The organism is Roseateles saccharophilus (genome assembly GCF_031458095.1).
In the GTDB taxonomy this organism is placed as follows: domain Bacteria; phylum Pseudomonadota; class Gammaproteobacteria; order Burkholderiales; family Burkholderiaceae_C; genus Pelomonas; species Pelomonas saccharophila_A.
The window spans coordinates 1747576-1768247 of the sequence record NZ_JAVDXU010000001.1 but is presented as its reverse complement, the minus strand read 5'-3'; the positions used below and the strand labels follow the sequence as shown (position 1 = coordinate 1768247).

The window sequence follows — 20672 nt, the reverse complement described above, 5'->3', positions numbered from 1 at the left end:
GCGCCGCTAAGACTGCTTGCCGCGCAGGAAGAGGCGCGACACCGTCTGCGCAAGCTGCAGGCGCTGCTCGCCATCGCTGGCATGCAGCTCGGCCAGGGTGCCGTGCAGCAGCTTCTGGGTCAGGCCCCTGGACAGGGCGTCCAGCACCTCGTCGACCTCGGCGCCCTTGGCCAGCAGCTTGCGGGCGCGGGCGACCTCCAGCGCGCGCCAGTCGTCGGCCTGCGCGTGCAGGGCCTGGATCAGCGGCACGGTGTGGCGCTGGTCCAGCCAGTGCATGAAGCTCTGCACGCCGGTCTCGACGATGGCCTCGGCCTGGGCCACGGCGGCCTGGCGCTTTTCGCCGGCGGTCTGCACCTGGGCGGCGAGTTCGTCGACGGTGTAGAGGTAGACGTCGTCCAGCTGGGCGACCTCGGGCTCGATGTCGCGCGGCACGGCCAGGTCGACCATGAACATCGGGCGGTGCTTGCGTTTCTTCAGCGCGCGCTCGACGGCGCCCAGGCCGATCAGCGGCAGGCTGGAGGCGGTGCAGGAGACGACGATGTCGAATTCGTGCAAGCGCTCCGGCAGGTCGGCCAGGCGCATGGCCTCGGCGCCGAAATGAATGGCGAGCTTCTCGCCGCGCTCCAGGGTGCGGTTGGCCACGGCCATCTGGCGCGGCGTCTTGGCCGCGAAGTGAGTCGCGGTCAGCTCGATCATCTCGCCGGCGCCGACGAAAAGGACGCGGGTCTTGGCCAGGTCTTCGAACAGCTGGCCGGCCAGGCGCACGGCGGCGGCGGCCATGCTGATGGAGTGGGCGCCGATCTCGGTGGAGCTGCGGACCTCCTTGGCCACCGAGAAGCTGCGCTGGAAGAGCTGGTGCAGGGTCGTGCCCAGGGCGCCGGCGTTCTCGGCCTCGCGCACGGCCTGCTTCATCTGGCCGAGGATCTGCGGCTCGCCCAGCACCATGGAATCCAGGCCGGCAGCGACGCGGAAGGCGTGGCGGGCGGCGTCGCTGCCCTGCATCACATAGGCGTGTTCGCGCAGGGCGCCGGCCTGCACGCCGCCGGCGTCGGCCAGCCAGGCGATGGCCGGCTGCACCAGGGTTGAGGGCGCGGCTACATAGACCTCGGTGCGGTTGCAGGTCGACAGGATGGCCGCCTCTGGCGTGCCGGACAGCTTCTGGCGCAGCCCGGTCAGCGACGGCGCGAGTTGCTCGAGGGTGAACGCAAACCGCCCGCGCAGATCCAGCGGGGCGGTGTTGTGGTTCAGGCCGAGAGCAAAGACCGACATGGCTTGAATTGTAGGATTCGCGGCTTTTCCGCCCCTGACACCGGTCAAGTCCGAATGAGCCCTCTCGACGCTTTTTGGCATATCGCCAACCTGTTTGCCCCGGCCTGGGGGCTGGCGGCGCTGCTGGCGGTGGCGATCAAGGGGCTGTGGCGGCGGGAGGCGAAGTCCTTGGGTTGGCGAAAGCTCTGGGGCTGGGGCGCGGCGGGCGGCACGGCGGCGGCCATCGCTACGCTGGTCCTGTTGGGCCGCGATGGCCGCATGGCGGGCTATGCCTTGCTGGTGCTCGGCGTCGCCCTGCCGCAGTGGTATTTGCTCAGCTTCAAGCGCTGAGCACCTCCTCAGTCGTGACGACCTCGCCGCGCAGGGAATGCGCGAAGGCCGTCGTGATGCGCACGTCCACCAACTGGTTCATCAGGCGCGGCGAGCCGGCGAAGTTGACGATGCGGTTGCACTCGGTGCGGCCCATCAGCTCGGAGGCATCCTTGCGGGCGTTACCGGTGACGAGCACCTTCTCGACCTTGCCGACCATGGCTTGCGAGATGGTGATGGCATGGGCCTCGATGGCCGCCTGCAGCTCCTGCAGGCGCTTGACCTTGACCTCGTAGGGCGTGGTGTCCTCCAGGGCCGCGGCCGGCGTGCCCGGGCGGGGGCTGAAGATGAAGCTGAAGGAGGCGTCGAAGCCGACGTCGTGCACCAGCTTCATCAGCTTGGCGTGGTCCTCGTCGGTCTCGCCGGGGAAGCCGACGATGAAGTCGCTGGCCAGGCGCAGGTCCGGGCGGATGGCGCGCAGCTTGCGCACGATGCTCTTGAACTCCAGCGCCGTGTAGCCGCGCTTCATGGCCATCAGGATGCGGTCGCTGCCATGCTGCACCGGCAGGTGCAGGTGGTTCACCAACTGCGGGATCTTGCCGTAGGCCTCGATGAGGCGGGGGCTGAACTCGTTGGGGTGGCTGGTGGTGAAGCGCAGGCGCTGGATGCCGGGAATCTCCGCCGCGTACTCGAGCAGCAGGGCCAGGTCGGCGAACTCCGCCGTGTCACCCATCTTGCCGCGGTAGGCATTGACGTTCTGGCCCAGCAGGTTGATCTCCATGACGCCCTGGTCGGCCAGGCCGGCGATCTCGGTCAGCACGTCGTCGAAGGGCCGCGAGACCTCCTCGCCACGGGTGTAGGGCACCACGCAGTAGGAGCAGTACTTGGAGCAGCCTTCCATGATGGAGACGAAGGCCGAGGCGCCCTCGACCTTGGCCGGCGGCAGGTGGTCGAACTTCTCGATCTCGGGGAAGGAGATGTCGACCTGCGGGCGGCGCTGCTCGCGGCGGGCTTCCAGCATCTGCGGCAGGCGGTGCAGGGTCTGCGGGCCGAACACCACATCAACATAAGGCGCGCGCTCGATGATGGCCGCGCCTTCCTGCGAGGCCACGCAGCCGCCGACGCCGATCATGACGCCCTTGGCCTTCAAGTGCTTGACGCGGCCGAGGTCGCTGAAGACCTTCTCCTGCGCCTTCTCGCGCACCGAACAGGTATTGAACAGGATGAGGTCGGCCTGCTCGGGGTCATCGGTGGGCGTATAGCCCTTGGCGGCACCCAGCACGTCGGCCATCTTGTCCGAGTCGTACTCGTTCATCTGGCAGCCGAAGGTCTTGATGTAGACCTTTTTGGAGCTCACGTCGCTCATGGCTTCACCCACAGCTGGTTGGCGGGAATGAACTGCCACGTCGCGGCCTCGGCCGGCGTCGTCGGCCAGGTCTTGTTGGCGAGCTCGGCGGGGTTCAGCACCCAGACGTCCATGATCAGGCCGCTGGATTCGACGGTGTAGTGGACGATGAACTTCTGGCCCGTCAGGCCGGCGGGCGGCACCCAGAGGTTGGTGTCGCCCTTGATGCGGCTGCCGGGCGCCAGGCGTGCTGGCTTGCCGTTCAGCAATGCGTCGGGGAACTGCGTGATGACGAGCTCGCCGCGCAGGGCGGTGGCGGGGAAGAAGCGGTGGGTCTGGGCGTGGGCGACCAGACAGCTGGCGGCCAGGGCCAGCGCGAGTGCACAGCGGTACATGGTATGTGTCCAGTGGCTGCGGTTGGAAATGAAAACGACCCGGGGTGCCCCGAGCCGTGGCGCTCGATGCAGGTCGAGCGAGACCGCCATTGTAATGAGCGGGCCTGGATCGCTGTGCGTCAGGGGAGGGCAAGGAAAGGATTCCGTAAATATTTCAAGCCGGGAGAGGAGCTCTCGACATGGCGGCGGGCATGGCTTTTGCCTCCCAGGGCTCTTGTTGCCGCAACTGCGGCCACGTTCGTCAATCGTTGGGCCATGAAGAACCCGCCAGTCCTTGTCGCCGCGGATGCGGCTGTCCATGCGGGCGTCCATGCCCAGGCATGGCTGCAGGACGATCCAAACGAGGGCGTCCGGCATGGCCTGGACTACGCCGATGACTGGCGCTACAACCGGCTGCTGGCCAGCCTGCTGCCGGCTCATCGCGAGCGTCTTCTGGCGTCGGCCGAGTGCGTCTATCTGCGGTCCGCCCAGATGCTTCACGAGGCTGCAGGCTTCATCCAGTGGGTCTACTTCCCGATCACGGCCCTGGCGTCGCTGACGGTGCCGGATCGCACTGGTGCCTGCGCCGAGGTGGCCACGGTCGGCCGCGACGGTGTCGTGGGTCTGCCTTTGATCGACGGCAACTACACACGCAGCCGTGCGGTGGTGCAGGTCCCCGGCAAGGCGCTGCGCCTGCGCGCTTCTGTCGTGGCCGAGGAATTCGCCCGCCATGCCGCCGTGCGGCGCCTGCTGCTGGCCTATTCGCAGGCCCTGGTGGCAGAGATCGTGCAGACGGCCTTGTGCAGCCGGCATCACGCGCTCGAGCAGCAGCTCGCGCGCCTGATCCTGTTGCGGCTGGACCGCCAGCAGGCCGGGGAACTGGCCATGACCCAGGAGTCCATGGCCGGCATGCTGGGCGTGCGACGCGAAAGCGTCACGCTGGCCGCGGCCCGGCTGCAGCAAGGTGGCTATATCCGCTATGCGCGGGGGCATATCGCGGTGCAGGACCGCGGCGGGCTGGAGGGGCGCTGCTGCGATTGCTACCGCACCATCAGACTGGAGTTCGATCGCCTGCTGCGGCCGCGACCGGCGTATTGAGGAGCGCCGAGGTGACACCTCGGCGCTGAGGGCGGCGTCAGCCTTGTCTACCCTGGCGGCGATAACCCAGGAAGCCTGCAGCCACGAGGCCGCACAACAGCATGGCGGCGCTGCCCGGCTCGGGCACCGGCGCGAAGTTCAGCGACCCACCGCCCTGGCGGATGCGAAAGCCCCCGGCGAAGGGCTCGACCTGCGAAGGCGTGTTGGAGAAGGCGGTCAGCGCGACCGAATAGAAGGGGTCGGGCGAGAAGAAGGTCGGCTGGGTCAGCGACACCGTCAACATGGCGTTGGCCGAGGGGCTGAACGTGCCGCCGCCGGTCGGCACCGTCAGCACGCTGCCGGAAATCAGCGTGCCGCTGGCCAGGGCCACTTCACCGCTGGCCGTTTCGGTCGGCGTGTTGCCGCTGAAGCCGAAGCTTGCCGTGCCGTTGTAGCCGTAGAGGGTATAGGTCAGCGTCGTGAAGTTGCCGAAGTTGAACGTCGTCGTCGGATCGTTGACCGTCGTCGTGCCCGTACCGGTGAAGGCCAGATAGAGCCCGTAGTCGGTATTGAGCCCGCCCGGCGTGAGGGCGCTGCCGCTGAGCTGGAAGCCCGTGATGGGCAGATAGCCACTCTCGGTGAAAGTGCCCGCCGGATCGATGGTGACCGTGGAGTAGTTCGAGATCAGGATGTTGTCGGCGGTGAGCGAGGCGCCATTGAGCCCGACCGCGCCGGGGTTGAAATTGAACGTGGGCAGGGCCGCGGAAGCGGCGACGCAGAACGTCATCAACGCGGCGGCGACCGAGGCGCCGTGCAGGATCGGGAACCGCAACTTGCTGGGGGTGTGCATCATGCGAACTCCTTGCTGTTCGCCCGCACCACGCGGGCGCGGCCAGTACAGCACCCGCCATGCGGGCCGTCTGTGCGTGCACTCACAGATGCCTCCCCAACACCGCGGTGATTGCGGTCCGGTTGCAACGAACCCCATCCGCCAGATGAGCCGTCCCGGCCGGCCATGAGAAAAGCCCGCACAGCGGGAGCTGGTGCGGGCTTGCGTATTTGGTGGCGCTTCAGGGACTCGAACCCCGGACCTGTGGATTATGATTCCATCGCTCTAACCAACTGAGCTAAAGCGCCTGAGCCCGCCATTCTAAACGAAGTTTTTTGAGGCTGGCAAGCGGGCGCAAAAAATCAGGGCGGCGGCTCGCGCAGATAGGCCTTCAAGGGCTGGCCCGGCAGGCGCTTCAGGCCCTCGACGACGCGCGTGGCGTTGAACACCGCACCGGCGTCGTTGGTGTGGGTGCGGGCATCGGAGAAGAAGCCGTCGACGCGCTCGGCGCCGATGCCGCGATAGGCTTCGGTGACGAGCATCGTCAGGTCGATGAACTGGGCACCGTTGGCGCGTGCGACCTGCTCACCCCAGGCGGCGTAGTTCTCGAAGTCGCGCGGCTGGCCGGCCTGCCAGCGGTCCTTGTGCGGGATGGGTGAGAGGATGACCACATTGGCGCCCCTGGCCTTGGCGTCGCTGATGTAGCGGGCCAGATACCAGCCGAAGCTCTGCACCATCTCCTTGCTGCCGTCGGGCTTGGTGTCCTCGACGGCCTCCGGGCCGATGCCGGGCACCGAGCCGCGGTTCTTGGCCGCCGGGTCGCCGATGCGGGCGCCGTCGTTGTGGCCGAACTGGATCAGCAAAATGTCGCCCGCCTTGAGCTGCTCGAGCACGGAAGCCCAGCGCCCTTCGGTGAAGAAGGTGCGGCTGCTGCGCCCGCCGATGGCGTTGTTGACGACGTTGATGCGCTGGGTGTCGAAGAAGGCGGCGAGGCGCTCGCCCCAGCCATAGGCGCCGTTCTGGCCGCCGCTGCGCACCGTGGAGTCGCCGATCAGCACGAGGCTGGGCAGCCGGGGATCGCGTGGCGCCTCGACCTTGACCTTGCGGGCATCGACGACCGGCCGATCATCGCTGCCATCGGGTGCGAAGCGGTGCGTGTAGAAGGCATCGGGCAGCAGCTTGTTCTGGATCAGGCCGGCGATGACGAGCTGGGCATTGACCGCCGCGCCGAGCCAGTTGGTGTGCACGGTCTCCTGCGGCGTGTCCGCGGGGAACAGCTTTTCGACGGTCTCCTTGCCCAGGGCCTCGTAGCGCAGCGCCCCCCATTCGTTGAGGTCAATGAAGGCCACGCCCTCCTGCCTTGCCACTTCGGCCGCCCAGGCTGCGAAGTTGCCGCCGGCGCGCTGCACCTTGACGCCGTCGGCCTCCCAGCGCTTGCGGATGACGGGTGAGCAGATGACGGGCGTGGCACCCAGGGCGCGGATCTCGGCGATATAGCCGCGCAGATAGGCGCCATAGGTGTAGACGGTCTCGGGCTGGCCGGTCAGCAGGTTGTTGATGTCCTCCTTCTCGGGCCCGGTGCCGCGCAGCACGCCGCGGGCACGGCTGTTGTCGTTGACCGGGCTGGCGTCGTTGTGGCCGAACTGCATCAGCACCCAGTCGCCCTTTTTGATGAAGGCCTTGCTGCGCTCCCAGTGGCCGCTGCTGCGATAGGTGCGGCTGCTCAAGCCGCCGACGGCGCGATTGACGAGGTTGACCCTGCTGGCATCGAGGTAGGCGGCGATGGGGTTGCCCCAGCCCCATTGGCCCTCGGCCCCCTTGCCCTGGCCGTCGTCATGACCGTTGCGCACCGTCGAGTCGCCGATGAGGAGGATGGAGGGCAGCTCGGGCCGGGCCGGCGCAGGCAGGGTGACCTGGGCACGTGCCGGGTCGGTCGCGGCGGTGAAGGTCTGGGCCTGGGCCAAGGGCAGGGCCAGCAGCGAGAGCAGGGCGGTGAGGGTGCGGAGCATGGCGCGGATGCTAGGAGCAGCCCGGGCCGGGATGGCGCAAGTTCTTGAGCGATTGGGGCCCAGCAATATCGCGCAACAGAGCCGGTCCTAGAGTCGCGCCACCTCGATCCGGGACCCTCATCATCATGTCGCTTCGCAAGACCTCCCTGCTGCTGGGCCTGCTGCTCGCCACGGTCCCCGCCTGGGCCCAGATCGGCCAGCGCTTCCCTTCGGAAAAGCGCGTTGTCAACGACCCCGTCACCGGCACGCCGCTGACCTTCCTGACCACCCAGCCGCGCGGCGACTCCAAGATCTACCCCAGCCATCCGCAATGGACGGCCGACGGGCAGTGGCTGGTGTTCCGCTCGGCCCGCGTCAAGGGCGAGGCCATCGCCGTCAACGAGGCCAGCGGCGAGATGGTGCAGGTCACCGAAGGCGGCTATGAGGGCATGCTCAATCTGGCGCAGTCCGGCGGCAACAGGCTCTACTTCCTGCGCAAGGCCCCCGAGGCCAAGGCCATGCAGGCCATCGAGGTGGACCTGGACCGCGTCTTCACCGACAGCAAGGCGGGCGCGATGAAACCCGCCGCCAGCTACCAGCGCGTCATCGGCACGCTGCCGGCCGAGCTGGAGGCCGTGGGCGACAACGCACTGGATGCCGATGGCCAGTGGTTCTACTTCCGCATCCAGGGCAAGGCCTACGCCGGTGCGCGCCTGCCCGCAGGCACCAAGGTCGAGCCGCCTTTCGGCCCGCGCGGCATGGGTGCAGGGCCGCACGCCATCGGCAAGATCAATGTGCAGACGGGCGAGATCCGCCATGTCGTCTCGGTGCCCTTCCAGATCGGCCATATCCAGAGCAACAGCTGGAATCCGGGCGAGCTCGTGTTCAGCTGGGAGACGGGCGGCAAGTCGCCACAGCGCACCTGGACGGTCAAGGGCGACGGCTCGGGCCTGCGCCTCCTCTACCCGGAGGCGCCGTATGAGTGGGTCACGCACGAGGCCTTCATCGGCAAGGACGAGGTGGCCCTGGCCATCATGGGCCACCGCGCCATCCCTGGCGTCGTCGACCCCAGCCGGCCGGCGGCCACCGGTGTCGAAGGCGCCAACCCCGGCCAGGACGCCGCCTGGGGCGACGCCGGCACGCGCGAGAAGCCGACCGGCCTGGCCATCGTCAATCTGCGCACACGCGAGATGAACCTGGTCGGCCAGACGCCCTCGGGCAGCGGCCTGTGGCATGTCCACGGCTCACCGGATGGGCGCTTTGCGGTCGGCGACGACTTCAGCCGCAGCCTCTATCTGATCGACCGCAAGACGCGCGAGATGCTGCTGCTGACCACCGGCCACAAGACCACGGCGCGCGATCATCCGCATCCGACCTTCAGCCCGGATGGCCGCAAGATCCAGATCCAGTCCGCCATGCTGGCCGCCGACGGGCGCGGGATGAATATCTGCATCGTACCGGTGCCCAAGGCATGGCTGGAACGCCAGCCCTGAGATTCCGCCTGCAGTATTTGATATTGACGAAACCAGATTCAATCTGAATATTCGGGATATTCTTGAAACCCGCCGCGCGCGGGTTTCTTTGTTTTCGATATTCAGCATCTGCTCTGCCTAACGCTCAAACCACCCGGCGGGCGGCCAGCGCGGGCATCCCAGCTTCGATCACCATTGAGCGCACGCTGCCTGCGCAGCCGCCGCGGATAATCAGGAATTTGAGCGAAACCTGAGTCGTTCAAGGGTTTGTGCGGAGTCGAAGCAATCACGCGCGTGATTCTTTGCTGGCGTGTGAACACGCGGCAAAACCAGCGCCCTAGACTGTCTCCGGGGCATTAAAGAGAGACCTTGCTAACTCTCCCCGGTCGATATTCTGGAGACAGACAAAATGCTGAAGAAGAATCACGGCGCTGCAGCGGTTTCGCGTTGGACTCCGCTGGCGATCGCCATCTCGGCGGCCCTGGCCGGACAGGCCCAGGCCCAGCAAGCTGCAGCGCCGGCTGAGCCCGCGTCCGCGCCCGCTGCCGACAAGGCCAAGGCTCAGCAGCTCGATACCGTCACCGTCACCGGCATTCGCCGCTCCATCCAGAGCGCCATCGACCGCAAGAAGAATGCCTCCACCGTCAGCGACAGCATCGTGGCCGAAGACATCGACCAGTTCCCCGACAAGAACGTTGGCGAGGCCCTGTCGCGCATCACCGGCGTGCAGCTGTCGCGCCAGTTCGGCGAAGGCTCGCAGGTCTCCATCCGCGGCGTCGAGCCCGACCTGAACCGCGTCCAGATCAACGGCATGTCCGTGCTGAGCACCACCGGCGGTGCCGGCCGCGGCGCCGAACTGCGCGAGCTGGCGTCGGAGCTGATCGCCTCCATCGACGTCATCAAGGGTTCGACGGCCGACCTGACCGAAGGCGGCATCGGCGGCACCGTGGAGATCAAGACGCGCAAGCCGCTGGACTTCACCAAGACCACCGTCGCCGGCACGCTGGCCGCCGAGCGGGGCAGCCTGCGCGGTGGCATCCAGCCGCGCGGCACGCTGCTGCTGGCCGACAAGTTCCTGGACGGCAAGCTCGGCCTGATGGCCAACCTGGTCTACGACAAGATCTACACGCGTGGCGACTTCTCGCGCAACACCTCCTGGGCCTTTCTGCGCGACTGGGACTTCTCGGCCGAGAAGACCGTCACCAGCCTGAACGCCAATGCCGCTGCGGTGACGACCGCTGCCGGCTGCGCGTCGCTGGCCGCGGCTGATCGCACGCCCTGCCAGTCGCAGTGGTTCGACTACTCGCCGCGCATCTCGCGCTACGGCATCTGGACCCGGGACCACAAGCGCAGCTCCGCCGAAGTGACGGCGCAATACCAGTTCACGCCCGAGCTGGACGCCTATGTGAGCTACCAGGCCAACAAGCAGGCGCAGCGGCTCAACGACATGAACTACGGCACCGACTTCTCGGCGGTGACGCGGCTGGCCTCGGCGGGCAATGCGCCGGTCTACCGCGCCGACGCCACGGTGCTGACGGCCGGCACCTGCGTGGCCGCGCCGACGGCCACGACGCCGGCCGGCATGGTGGTGGACAACCATCACGTCACGCAGTTCACCGTGGGCAACTGCCTGAACGTGGCCGGCCAGGGCGGCCAGGGCGCGTTCAGCACCTCGGCGCGCGATTTCGCGCTGGACATCGACTCCAAGTACACGACGGCCGGCTTCAAGTTCAAGAACAGCAGCTGGCGCATCGAAGGCCTGCTGGGCGACTCCAAGTCCGACTACAAGAGCGAGAGCAACAACATCGTCTTGACGCAGAACGCGCCCGGCCTGGTCGTCAAGCTCGACGGCAGCCATCTGCCGCAGTTCACCTTCCCGTCGGCCTACAGCCCCGACAACGCCTCGTCCTATGTGCAGGCGCAATTGCAGTACCGCCCGTCGGCCACCAAGAACACCGAGCGCCAGGGCAAGCTGGACTTCCAGTACAACTTCGATCACAGCTTCTTCCAGAGCCTGTGGTTCGGCGGTCAGCTGCGTGAGTCCAGCGCGCGCCAATACAACGGCGGCGGCTACCTGGTGCAGAACAACGGCGCGCTGAACAACACCAACGAAGCGGTGGACATCAACGTCCGCACCGCCAACGTCAACCAGACGCTCATCTGGGATCCGCTCTACACCGGCACGGCGCAGCGCCCCAACGACGTGCAGACCTACATCAACAGCGGCTACAAGACGTCCTATGTGACCAGCGCGCGCATGCAGGAGATCGTCAACACCATCCGCACCAAGTCGCCCGGCACCTTCATGGGTGGCTATGGCGACGTCTCTGGCGTTCCCGCCAACTGGACGTCGCCGAGCTACGCGGTCACGGCGGCCTCGGGCATCTTCGACACCAGCGACTTCTCCCACAAATACCTCTACGAGTCGCCCGGCAGCGATGGCAAGACCTATCCGCAGATCCCCGCCTTCGACATCGTCGAGAAGGTCAAGGCCGGCTATGTGAGGCTGGACTGGGGCACCGAGATCTTCGGCCTGCCGCTGGATGGCAACGTCGGCGTGCGCTACACCCGCACCGACGTGACCTCGACCGGCTTGCAGACGGACCGCACCTGTGATCCGGCCGCTGTGTCGACCTGCTCGGTCCTCGTCAACAGCAACAAGGTGGTGTCGCTCAGCAACAGCTACAACGACGTGCTGCCCAGCTTGAACGCCACGCTGCAGCTGATCAACAGCAAGCTGCTGGTGCGCGGTGGCGCGGCCAAGGTGATGGCGCGCCCGGCGATCGACCTGCTGGCGCCCAACGTCACCTGCACGACCGGCAGTGGCAGTCCCGCGCGCCCCGGCGGTGACGGCACCGACGACTGCACGGCCGGCAACCCCGACCTCAAGCCCTACCGCGCCACCAAGTACGACCTGAGCGTCGAGTACTACCCCAGCCGCGACACGCAGCTCAGCCTGGCCACCTTTCGCACCGAGATCGGCACCTATGTGCGCAAGGGCATCGTGAACCGCGGCGTGGACTTCTACGGCGACGGCCGCCTGTTCGACGTCACCCAGGCCATCAACGGCGAAGGCGCCAAGACCCAGGGCCTGGAACTGGCCGGCCGCACGGCACTGTCCTTCCTGCCGGGCTGGCTGGGCAACTTCGGCGTTGATGCCAACTACACCCGCATGGCCTTCAGCTACGCCAAGGGCAACGAGCTCATCAGCCCGCTGGACAATTCGGTCCTGCCCTATCCGGGCCTGTCGAAGAACTCCTACAACCTGGGCCTGTGGTACGACGACGGCAACTTCAACGCCCGCCTGGCCTACGCCTACCGAGACAAGTACTACACCGGCGGCAACGACGTCTCCGGCAATCCGAACTTCGCCGACAAGACCGGCTATCTGGACGCCAAGATCCAGTGGAAGGCGACGAAGAACTTCACGCTGGCCCTGGAGGCCAAGAACCTGACCAACCAGGCCGAGCTGACCTATGCCGGCGACCTGGGTCGCCCCAACGAGCTGGCCTGGTCGGGCCGCCGCTACTACGTCACGCTGGGCTACAAGCTCTGATTGCCTTCTTCATTTCCTGAACTCCCGGGCCGGCATGGGCCTTGCGTAGTTGCGCAGATCGCGCGCCGGCCCCCGCCTCCGCTGGGGCCGTTTTTTATCCATCATCATGAACCCATTGCGCCATGTCCTGATCTGCTGCCTGCTGCTGGCCGGCACGGCCCAGGCCCAACCCAAGCAGATGGAAAAGCTCGACCGCGGCGTCGTCGCGCTGAAGACGCAGCAGGGCGTCTTCCTCAGCTGGCGGCTGCTCGGCACCGAGCCGGCCGAGGTGCGCTTCAACGTCTACCGCGATGGCAAGCGCGTCAACCGCGAACCGCTACAGCTGACCAATCTGGTGGATGTCCAAGGCCGTGCGGACAGCCTCTACACAGTGCGTGCCGTTGTTGCTGGCCAGGAGCAGGCTGCGTCCCCTGCTACCGGACCCTGGAGCCAGCCCTATCTGCGCGTGCCGTTGCAAAAGCCTGAGGGCGGCGTGACACCCGACGGCGTCGCCTATCGCTACGAGGCGAATGACGGCGCCGCCGCCGACCTTGATGGCGACGGCGAGTACGAGCTCATCGTCAAATGGCAGCCGACGAACGCCCACGACAACTCGCACAAGGGCTACACCGGACACACCCTGCTCGATGCCTACAAGCTCGACGGCACGCGGCTGTGGCGCATCGACCTCGGCCCCAACATCCGTGCCGGCGCCCACTACACCAGCTTCCTCGCCTACGACTTCGATGGTGACGGCAAGGCCGAGGTGATGATGAAGACGGCCGACGGGACGGTGGACGGTGCGGGCAAGGTGATCGGCGACGCCAAGGCCGACTACCGCAACGAGGCCGGCTATGTGCTGGCCGGGCCGGAGTTCCTGACCGTCTTCAACGGCATGACCGGCGCGGCGATGGCGACCGCGCCCTACACGCCGCCGCGTGGCGACGTGAACGCCTGGGGCGATGGCTACGGCAACCGCGTCGACCGCTTCCTGGCCGGCGTGGCCTACCTCGACGGCCAGCGCCCCAGCGCCGTCTTCTCGCGCGGCTACTACACCCGCGCCGTATTGGCGGCCTGGGACTGGCGCGACGGCAAGCTCTCGCAGCGTTGGGTCTTCGACAGCGATGCCGATGCCGCGAGCAAGCCGGCCGCGGGGCAGGGTGCCCACTGGTTCTCGGTGGCCGATGTGGACGGCGATGGCCGCGACGACATCATCTATGGCGCCGCCACCATCGCGAGTTCCGGCAAGCTGCTCTACAGCACCGGCCTGTGCCATGGCGACGCCCTGCATGTCAGCGCCTTCGACCCGTCGCGAGAAGGCCAGCAGGTCTTCATGGTCCACGAGAGCCCGCGTTGCTATGGCGAACACGGCCTGGAGATGCACGACGCCGCCACCGGCAAGGTGCTGTGGAGCATGTCCGGCAAGAACACCGACGTGGGCCGCGGTGTCTGCTTCGACATCGACCCGGCTTACCCGGGCGCTGAATGCTGGGGCTCGGTCGGGGGCCTGATGAGCGCGGGCGGCAAGCTCATCAGCGAGCAGCACCCCAACCGCTACAACTTCGCCCTCTGGTGGGATGGCGACCTGCTGCGCGAATCGCTGGACCATGTCGCCATCGACAAATGGAATCCGGCCAAATTCAAGTTCGAGAACCTGCTCAACGGCAAGGCCTTCGGTGCCGCGTCCAACAACGGCACCAAGGGCAACCCGGTGCTGTCGGCCGACCTGTTCGGCGACTGGCGCGAGGAAGTGGTCTGGCGCAACGAGGACAGCACGGCGCTGCTGATCTTCTCCACGACCCTGCCCACCGAACATCGCCTCGTCACGCTGATGCACGACCCGCAGTACCGCGTGCAGGTCGCCGCCCAGAACGCCGGCTACAACCAGCCGCCGCACACCAGTTTTCATCTGGGCCACGGCATGAAGCCGCCGCGCTATCTGCCCATCACGACGCCATGAAGCGGGTCGCCCTGCTCCTGCTCGCCCTGCTGGCGGGTTGCGCCGGCGTCGAACCCGCGCCGCGCCCGCTTTACCGTGATCCTGTGCTGGATGGCGCGGCCGATGTCGCTCTGGTCTTCAACCGGGGCCTGAAGCGCTGGGAGATGTTCTATACCAACCGCCGGGCCACGCTGCGGCTGGACGATCCCAAGGACGTCAGCTGGGTGCACGCCACACCCATAGGCATCGCGACGACGCGTGACGGCAACCATTGGCAGGCGGCGGGCGAGGCGAGCTTCCCCGCCGAATGCACCGGCCCCACGCTGTGGGCGCCGGAGATCCAGGACTTCGACGGCGTCTACCACCTGTGGCTGACCATCGTGCCCGGCGTGCACAAGAGCTGGACCGGCGAGCGCCGCATCGAGCATCTGACCAGCACCGATCTGCGCAGCTGGACCTGCGCCGGCCGCGTCGAGCTGGGTTCGAGCAAGGTCATCGATGCATCCGTCATCCGCGCGCCGCAGGGCGGCTGGCGGATGTGGTTCAAGGACGAGCAGGGCGGCAGCAAGCTCAAGATGGCCGACAGCCCCGACCTGAAGACCTGGACCGTGCGCGGCCCGGTGAGCCCGCTGCCTGGTGAAGGGCCCACGGTCTTCCGCTTCGCCGGCAAGTGGTGGCTGGTGGCCGATTTGTGGAAGGGCCTGCTCGTCATGCGCTCCGACGACGCCTTGAACTGGGAGGAGCAGCCCACGCGCTTGCTGGCCGACATCGGGCAGCACGCCACCGACCGCGCCAAAGGCCAGCACCCCGGCGTGACCGTCGTCGACGGCCGGGCCTACCTCTTCTACTTCACTCACCAGGGCGGCGAGCCCGAGGCGCAAACGGACGACCGCTGGCACCAGCGCACCGTCATCCAGGTGGCGGAGATGAAGCTGCAGGACGGCTGGCTGGCAGTCGATCGCAACGCGCCGCCACCCGATCTGAGGCCGGCCTTCAGGGGCCACTGATGCGCGCGCTGCTGCTGGGCTGGCTGTGGTGTTGCGCGGGCGTGGCCCAGGCCGGCCTGTCCGTCGACGTCCATGCCAGGCCCGGCAGCGTGCCGCTGGATGGCGCCGTCATCGTCGCGGCACCGGACGCTGATCCGCTCGAGCGCTTTGTCGCCCAAGACCTGGCCGACGACCTCAAGCGCCTGGGCCTGCGCGTCGGCCGCCAGGGCGCCGTGCAGATCTGGGTCGGCACCGCCGGCCATCACCCCGCCATCGACGCCGCCGGCCTTGACCTCAGCCGGCTGCAGGGGTGCTGGGAGTGTTTCCACATCGAGTTGCTGCGCAACCCCGCGCCAGGCGTGAAGGCGGCCCTTGTCGTCGCCGGCGCCGATCGCCGCGGCACGGCCTACGGCGTCTACACGCTGAGCCAGGCCCTGGGCGTGTCGCCCTGGCACTGGTGGGCCGATGTCGCGCCGCTCAGGCGCGGCCCGCTGCACCTCGGCCTCGAGGCGCCGCTGCACGATGGCCCGGCCGTGAAGTACCGCGGCCTCTTCATCAACGACGAGGACTGGGGCCTCTTCCCCTGGGCCTCGCGGACCTTCGAGCCCGAGGCCGGCACCCTCGGCCCCAGGACCTACGAGCAGGTCTTTCGCCTGCTGCTGCGCCTGAAGGGCAATACGCTGTGGCCGGCCATGCACCAGGTGTCGGGCGCCTTCAACGCCAACGCGCGCAACGCCGAACTGGCCCACCTCTACGGCATCGTCATGGGCTCGTCCCACGCCGAGCCGCTGCTGCGCAACAACGTGGCCGAATGGAAGGCGCCGCACGAGCAGTACAACTACGCGACCCACCCGCAACTGGTGCGCGACTACTGGGCCGAGCGGCTGAAAACGAACGGCCGCTTCGACAATCTCTACACCCTGGGCATGCGTGGCATCCACGACTCGGGCATGCAGGGTGGAGGCACGGCGGTCGAAAAGCAGGCCTTGCTGAGCCAGCTGATCGCCGACCAGCGCGAGCTGCTGGCGAAACACGTCGGCGATCCGGCGGCGCTGCCTCAGGTCTTCGTGCCCTACAAGGAGGTGCTGCCCCTGCTGCCGGGCCTGGCGCTGCCCGAAGACGTGGCCCTGGTCTGGCCTGACGACAACTTCGGCTATATCCGCCAGTTCCCCGACGCGGCTCAAGCCAAACGCTCAGGGGGCTCGGGCGTCTACTACCACCTCAGCTATCTCGGCGCGCCGCTGTCCTATCTGTGGCTGAGCACGACGCCACCGGCCCTGGTGGCCGAGGAGATGGGCCGCGCCTTCGACGCCGGCGCGCAGCGGCTGTGGATGGCCAACGCGGGCGACATCAAGCCGCACGAGGTCAACCTCAGCCATTGGTTCGACCTGGCCTGGAATCCCGCCGCCGTGCGCGCGCAGGGGCAGGGCGGCTACCTGCGCGAACTGGCGCAGCGGTGGTTCGGCGCGGCGGAGATCGCGGACATCTGGGACGGCTACTACCGCGTCAACTTCGAGCGCCGCCCCGAGCACCTGCAGTTCCACCTGCCCGGCGAGAAGTTCAAGCGCAGCGGCTGGCCTGCCGCCGCGGTCAACGAACGCCTGACCCGTTTCGCGCAACTGTTGGCGAAGCTGGATGCTCAGCGCGCGCGCGTCGCCGTCGCCCAGCAGGCCGCCTTCTTCCAGCTCGTCGAGTACCCGCTGCGCGCCTCGGCCCTGGCCAATGAGCGCTTCTTCGCGCTGGAGCGCTACGCCGCGACGCTGGAGCGCGACCCGGTCGGTGCGCGCACCTTTGCCGCCCAAGCCGTGCGGGCCGACACCCGACTCAAGGCCCTGACCGCCCGCTACAACAGCGGCCGCTGGGCCGGCATCCTGGCCGAGGAGCCGGCCGACGGCCTGTGGACCAGCTACCGCCAGCAGGCGCCGCTCATGCCGGCTGCCGGCCTGGGCGGTCGAGCTGACCATGCATTGAGCGATCTCGCAAAAGCGGCCGCGGATCTCGCGCCCGTGGTCGCTGCCGACGCGCCGCTCATGCTCCGCGTCATCGCCTCCGAAGGTTGGCGCCGCATCCCCGGCCTCGGCCGTGGCGAGGGCGTGCTGAGCGCGCTGCAGCCCGGCGCGACCTTGGGCTTGCAAGCCGAAGCCCCCGCCGCCGGTCCCGGCTGCCTGCGCATCCATGTGCTGCCCAACTACCCGCAGGCCGCGAATGAGCCCTGGCAGGCCGAGGTGCTCGTCGACGGCCAGACCTATCCCTTGCGCTGGCCGCGCGGCGCTCAGGACGCCGTCTGGGCCCAGGGCGTGCTGGCCAACCGCCTGGGTGCCGCACTCACGCTGCCCGATCGCCCCGTGGGCTTGCGCCTGAAGGCCGGTCAACGTGATCTGATGTTCGATGGTGCCGAGCTGCTGCCCGGCGCCTGCAAAGGCAATCCATGAAGCTCGCCTCGCTTGCTCTTGTCGCTCTGCTGGCAGCGCCGCTCGCCCAGGCCCAGAACCCGCTCGCCCTCGGCAAGGACCTGCGCACCGCCGACCCCTCCGGCCATGTCTGGCCCGACGGCAGGATGTGGCTCTACACCTCGCACGACGAGGAGTGCCAGGCCGACTTCCACATGAAGGACTGGGTCGCCTTCTCGTCCAGCGACCTGGTCAACTGGACCAACCACGGCGCCGTGCTGTCGGTGCGGGACTTGAAGTGGGCCGACGACTACGCCTGGGCGCCCGACGCGGCCTACAAGAACGGCAAGTACTACCTCGTCTTTCCCGCGGGCAATGGCATCAAGGACCGCCAGAACCCCAAGAACAGCACCAAGTGGATGGGCATAGGCATCGCCGAAAGCGACTCGCCCGCCGGCCCCTTCAAGGACATGATCGGCGCGCCGCTGTGGCGCAAGCCCTATGCCAACGACCCGGTGCTGTTCGTCGACGACGACGGCCGCGCCTATCTCTACAGCCGCACCTCGGGCGTCAACTACCTGGTCGCCGAGATGGCCGACGACATGCGCAGCCTCAAGGGCGAGCTGCAGAAGATGGACATGGGCGGCTATGAGCCACCGATGGAAGGCCCGTGGGTGTTCAAGCGCGGCGGCCTGTACTACTTCACGATGCCCGAGCACAACCGCATCCTGACCTATTACACGGCCACGGCGCCCAAGGGACCGTGGACCTACCGCGGCGTCATCATGGACGCCGAGGGTGGCAACAACCACCACTCCATCGTGCAGTACCAGGGGCAGTGGGTCTTGTTCTATCACCGCTGGCTGGACGTCCCTGGCGCGGCCTGCGCCAGGAAGCAGCGCCATGTGGCGGCCGAGTATCTCTACTTCAACGAGGACGGCACGATTCGCAAGGTCGAGCGGACCCAGCAAGGCGTGGGTGATTTTCCCCGTCGGACAATACCTGGCACGCCTGCGGGCGTGACAAAGTGATAGCCATGAAAGCAGCTTCCGCCCTGGCCCTGAGCCTGCTGACCACCGCCGCTCACGCCGATATCAGCTGCGTTGCGGATTTCTCCGCCTTCGGGCAAGGCAGCATGACGGTCGAGATCAAGCCGGCTGCGCTGGAGGGCCGCTTCGACGCCGTCGTCAACGGCCGCACCACCCATGCGGGCATGCTGCCGGTCGATGAAACCATCCGCCCCGGCCTGAACTTCGCGGTCGATGCCTACGGCAGCGAGTTCAAGCAGTTCAACAGCGCCGAACGCTCGCTGGTGCACCTGCACAGGCTGAGCGAGGCCCCCTCGACTCGCGACCTGATCAAGCTGCCTTTCGCACCGGCCGACGTGCGGCGCATCAAGACCTTCGATCTCGTCGGCAAGATGGACAAGTTCGGCGGACAGGTACTGATGGAAGCTTTCGACGAGCGTGGCGCGTCGCTTGGCAAGGTGGTGCGGCGCGCGCTCGTGGCGACTTGCCGCTAGGACGGATCATGACCCGCCTTGGCGGCTGACGGAGCGAGCACCGAGCGGCTCGCGCCGGTGTTGTCCAGCTCTGTCCGCTAGGGCGGGTAGCGGCTCGCCCTGACGCTGCGGCTGCCGCAGCCTCGAGCAACAATGCGCGCGTTCTGGCCGACCCGAGGGCGGTCTGCTGCGAATGGAGAGTCGAGAAATGCAAGCCCACTGCCTGTGCGGCGCCGTCCGCTTCACCTCGCCCGCGGCCCGCGAGATCGGTGTGTGTCATTGCGGCTTCTGCCGGCGCTGGGGCGGTGGCCCGCTGCTGGCCGTGCACTGCGGGACCGAGGTGCAGTTCGAGAACCAGGAGCACATCGGCGTCTATGCCTCGTCCGAATGGGCCGAACGTGCCTTCTGCAAGCGCTGCGGCACGCATCTGTTCTACAAGCTGCTGGCCACCGGCGAGTATTTCGTGCCGGCCGGCGTCTTCGACAGCCAGGACTTCGAGCTGGCCAGCCAGATCTATGTCGACAAGAAGCCGGCCTATTACGACTTCGCCAACCCGACGCCCATGCTGACCGAGCAGCAGGTCATCGAGCAGTACGCGCCGCCCGGCGAGGCATGACACCCATCCGCAACCCGGATGTCCAGGCGCGCTTCGACGCCTACCCGGCCGAGGTGCGCCCGCGCATGCTGGCCTGGACGCCGAGAACCTGATGGTGGTCTTCCAGGACCTGCCCTGGGAGAACTTCTCGCCGGCCGGTGGCCGCCTGCCGCACGCTTAGCGCGGATCGCCCGCCTGTTCGTCCTGCTCGCCCACCCTGCGCCACAGCGCCATGGTGCGGGCCGTCCGGCTCGGTGGCCGGGGAATCTTGCCGGGAATCAGCTGGTCCATGGACTGGATGACGCGAGCGAGGAAGGGCAGGGCGAAGAGCAGCGGCATGGCCATCAGGCGCAGCGCCTCGGGCGTGCCGGCCTGGAACTGTGACGACTGCTGGACGGAGAACGGCAGGGTGAGCATGTTCAGGGAGAGTTGCATGGTGACCGCCTTGTGCCAGTCGGCGTCCATGCCGCTCAGGGCGCAGCGCTGGCGCCGGGTCAGGTGGAAATCCGGCGGATCGCTGCGCCGCAGCCGCAACCGCAGCTCCGCCTGCGGCACGGCTGGCAGCGAGGCCATGTACTCGTGCGCTTCCAGCGCGAGCTGCAGGCGTGCCGCATCGGCCAGGATGGTGGCAACGGCCGGGTTCGCCGAAGCCGTGCCGCCGAGGATCTTCAGGCGGCGCGTGGCGTCGTGCAGCTCCCAGAGCCGGATGCGAAAGCCCCGCTCGGACTCCGTCACCGCATGACCCGCGATGTATTCGAAGGCGTCGTGGGCCTCGATGACGCAGCGCGCCAGGGCACACATGGAGGGCAGGTCGGACAGCTCGCGCGGCGGCGGCTGGGTGGGATCAGGCGCCAGCCGGCGCAAGGCGCTGCAGTGGGCCAGCAGCTTGAGGAAGATCTGCTGGCCGTAGCTGACCTGCGGAGAAGCCGCCGACAGGCCGCCCAGGGTCACGGCCGCCGCCCTGCCATGCTCGAGCACGGCGTCGAATTCGCGCAGCTTCGAACGGTAGTCAGCCCAGGTATTGATCTCTTGCAGCATGCTTGCTTCGTGGCCCCAACAAGCG

Annotated in this window: 16 protein-coding genes and 1 tRNA gene; 10 read left to right on the top strand and 7 right to left on the bottom strand. The window is 67.6% G+C overall.

Annotation, left to right across the window (positions count from 1 at the left end; translation table 11 throughout):
- Positions 1-6 precede the first annotated feature (6 nt).
- The gene (gene hemA, locus J2X20_RS08150) at positions 7-1269 is read right to left on the bottom strand and encodes a glutamyl-tRNA reductase (protein WP_310263230.1); all 1263 of its coding nucleotides are present in this window, start codon (positions 1267-1269) and stop codon (positions 7-9) included.
- Between the two features lie 54 nt (positions 1270-1323).
- Here hemA and J2X20_RS08145 point away from each other — a divergent pair, with 54 nt between their 5' ends.
- Positions 1324-1599, top strand: coding sequence for a hypothetical protein (locus J2X20_RS08145; protein ID WP_310263227.1), 276 nt, complete (start codon positions 1324-1326; stop codon positions 1597-1599).
- Here J2X20_RS08145 and miaB read toward each other — a convergent pair.
- Positions 1589-2944, bottom strand: a complete 1356-nt coding sequence (miaB, locus tag J2X20_RS08140; protein WP_310263225.1) for a tRNA (N6-isopentenyl adenosine(37)-C2)-methylthiotransferase MiaB — start codon at positions 2942-2944, stop codon at positions 1589-1591. The genes J2X20_RS08145 and miaB overlap by 11 nt on opposite strands.
- The gene (locus J2X20_RS08135) at positions 2941-3318 is read right to left on the bottom strand and encodes a hypothetical protein (protein ID WP_310263223.1); all 378 of its coding nucleotides are present in this window, start codon (positions 3316-3318) and stop codon (positions 2941-2943) included. The genes miaB and J2X20_RS08135 overlap by 4 nt, the downstream gene beginning before the upstream one ends.
- A gap of 255 nt (positions 3319-3573) precedes the next feature.
- On the opposite strand from J2X20_RS08135, the gene J2X20_RS08130 reads away from it, so the two are divergent.
- A complete protein-coding gene (locus J2X20_RS08130; RefSeq protein WP_310263221.1) occupies positions 3574-4395 on the top strand; it encodes a Crp/Fnr family transcriptional regulator in 822 nt (273 codons plus the stop codon).
- Between the two features lie 37 nt (positions 4396-4432).
- Here J2X20_RS08130 and pepA read toward each other — a convergent pair whose 3' ends face one another.
- From pepA to J2X20_RS08115, 3 genes are all read right to left on the bottom strand, one after another.
- Positions 4433-5227 carry a flocculation-associated PEP-CTERM protein PepA gene (gene pepA, locus J2X20_RS08125; protein WP_310263219.1) on the bottom strand — a complete coding sequence of 265 codons (795 nt, stop codon included), beginning with the start codon at positions 5225-5227 and terminating at the stop codon, positions 4433-4435.
- A 207-nt stretch (positions 5228-5434) separates the two neighbouring features.
- Positions 5435-5511, bottom strand: a tRNA-Met gene (locus tag J2X20_RS08120).
- A gap of 54 nt (positions 5512-5565) precedes the next feature.
- Positions 5566-7212, bottom strand: a complete 1647-nt coding sequence (locus tag J2X20_RS08115) for a rhamnogalacturonan acetylesterase (RefSeq protein ID WP_310263216.1) — start codon at positions 7210-7212, stop codon at positions 5566-5568.
- Between the two features lie 125 nt (positions 7213-7337).
- On the opposite strand from J2X20_RS08115, the gene J2X20_RS08110 reads away from it, so the two are divergent.
- From J2X20_RS08110 to J2X20_RS08075, 8 genes are all read left to right on the top strand, one after another.
- A complete protein-coding gene (locus J2X20_RS08110; protein ID WP_310263214.1) occupies positions 7338-8684 on the top strand; it encodes a TolB-like translocation protein in 1347 nt (448 codons plus the stop codon).
- Positions 8685-9072: 388 nt separating this feature from the next.
- Positions 9073-12219, top strand: coding sequence for a TonB-dependent receptor (locus J2X20_RS08105; RefSeq protein ID WP_310263212.1), 3147 nt, complete (start codon positions 9073-9075; stop codon positions 12217-12219).
- 106 nt (positions 12220-12325) lie between these two features.
- A complete protein-coding gene (locus tag J2X20_RS08100; protein ID WP_310263209.1) occupies positions 12326-14158 on the top strand; it encodes a rhamnogalacturonan lyase in 1833 nt (610 codons plus the stop codon).
- Positions 14155-15144 carry a glycoside hydrolase family protein gene (locus tag J2X20_RS08095; RefSeq protein ID WP_310263208.1) on the top strand — a complete coding sequence of 330 codons (990 nt, stop codon included), beginning with the start codon at positions 14155-14157 and terminating at the stop codon, positions 15142-15144. The genes J2X20_RS08100 and J2X20_RS08095 overlap by 4 nt, the downstream gene beginning before the upstream one ends.
- The gene (locus tag J2X20_RS08090) at positions 15144-17555 is read left to right on the top strand and encodes a glycosyl hydrolase 115 family protein (protein WP_310263206.1); all 2412 of its coding nucleotides are present in this window, start codon (positions 15144-15146) and stop codon (positions 17553-17555) included. The genes J2X20_RS08095 and J2X20_RS08090 overlap by 1 nt, the downstream gene beginning before the upstream one ends.
- Positions 17552-18544, top strand: coding sequence for a family 43 glycosylhydrolase (locus J2X20_RS08085; RefSeq protein ID WP_310263204.1), 993 nt, complete (start codon positions 17552-17554; stop codon positions 18542-18544). The genes J2X20_RS08090 and J2X20_RS08085 overlap by 4 nt, the downstream gene beginning before the upstream one ends.
- Positions 18545-18549: 5 nt before the next feature.
- Positions 18550-19035, top strand: coding sequence for a hypothetical protein (locus tag J2X20_RS08080; RefSeq protein ID WP_310263203.1), 486 nt, complete (start codon positions 18550-18552; stop codon positions 19033-19035).
- A gap of 187 nt (positions 19036-19222) precedes the next feature.
- Positions 19223-19630, top strand: coding sequence for a GFA family protein (locus tag J2X20_RS08075; RefSeq protein ID WP_310263202.1), 408 nt, complete (start codon positions 19223-19225; stop codon positions 19628-19630).
- A 156-nt stretch (positions 19631-19786) separates the two neighbouring features.
- Here J2X20_RS08075 and J2X20_RS08070 read toward each other — a convergent pair whose 3' ends face one another.
- Positions 19787-20647, bottom strand: coding sequence for a hypothetical protein (locus J2X20_RS08070; RefSeq protein WP_310263200.1), 861 nt, complete (start codon positions 20645-20647; stop codon positions 19787-19789).
- Between the last annotated feature and the right edge of the window lie 25 nt (positions 20648-20672).

Bases quoted from the DNA above. Each gene is read 5' to 3' on its own strand.
- J2X20_RS08070 (WP_310263200.1), bottom strand. From the start codon at position 20,647: ATGCTGCAAGAGATCAATACCTGGGCTGACTACCGTTCGAAGCTGCGC.
- J2X20_RS08090 (WP_310263206.1), top strand. From the start codon at position 15,144: ATGCGCGCGCTGCTGCTGGGCTGGCTGTGGTGTTGCGCGGGCGTGGCC.
- J2X20_RS08105 (WP_310263212.1), top strand. From the start codon at position 9,073: ATGCTGAAGAAGAATCACGGCGCTGCAGCGGTTTCGCGTTGGACTCCG.
- J2X20_RS08130 (WP_310263221.1), top strand. From the start codon at position 3,574: ATGAAGAACCCGCCAGTCCTTGTCGCCGCGGATGCGGCTGTCCATGCG.
- J2X20_RS08145 (WP_310263227.1), top strand. From the start codon at position 1,324: ATGAGCCCTCTCGACGCTTTTTGGCATATCGCCAACCTGTTTGCCCCG.
- hemA (WP_310263230.1), bottom strand. From the start codon at position 1,269: ATGTCGGTCTTTGCTCTCGGCCTGAACCACAACACCGCCCCGCTGGAT.
- pepA (WP_310263219.1), bottom strand. From the start codon at position 5,227: ATGATGCACACCCCCAGCAAGTTGCGGTTCCCGATCCTGCACGGCGCC.
- miaB (WP_310263225.1), bottom strand. From the start codon at position 2,944: ATGAGCGACGTGAGCTCCAAAAAGGTCTACATCAAGACCTTCGGCTGC.
- J2X20_RS08080 (WP_310263203.1), top strand. From the start codon at position 18,550: ATGAAAGCAGCTTCCGCCCTGGCCCTGAGCCTGCTGACCACCGCCGCT.
- J2X20_RS08085 (WP_310263204.1), top strand. From the start codon at position 17,552: ATGAAGCTCGCCTCGCTTGCTCTTGTCGCTCTGCTGGCAGCGCCGCTC.
- J2X20_RS08100 (WP_310263209.1), top strand. From the start codon at position 12,326: ATGAACCCATTGCGCCATGTCCTGATCTGCTGCCTGCTGCTGGCCGGC.
- J2X20_RS08075 (WP_310263202.1), top strand. From the start codon at position 19,223: ATGCAAGCCCACTGCCTGTGCGGCGCCGTCCGCTTCACCTCGCCCGCG.
- J2X20_RS08095 (WP_310263208.1), top strand. From the start codon at position 14,155: ATGAAGCGGGTCGCCCTGCTCCTGCTCGCCCTGCTGGCGGGTTGCGCC.
- J2X20_RS08135 (WP_310263223.1), bottom strand. From the start codon at position 3,318: ATGTACCGCTGTGCACTCGCGCTGGCCCTGGCCGCCAGCTGTCTGGTC.
- J2X20_RS08110 (WP_310263214.1), top strand. From the start codon at position 7,338: ATGTCGCTTCGCAAGACCTCCCTGCTGCTGGGCCTGCTGCTCGCCACG.
- J2X20_RS08115 (WP_310263216.1), bottom strand. From the start codon at position 7,212: ATGCTCCGCACCCTCACCGCCCTGCTCTCGCTGCTGGCCCTGCCCTTG.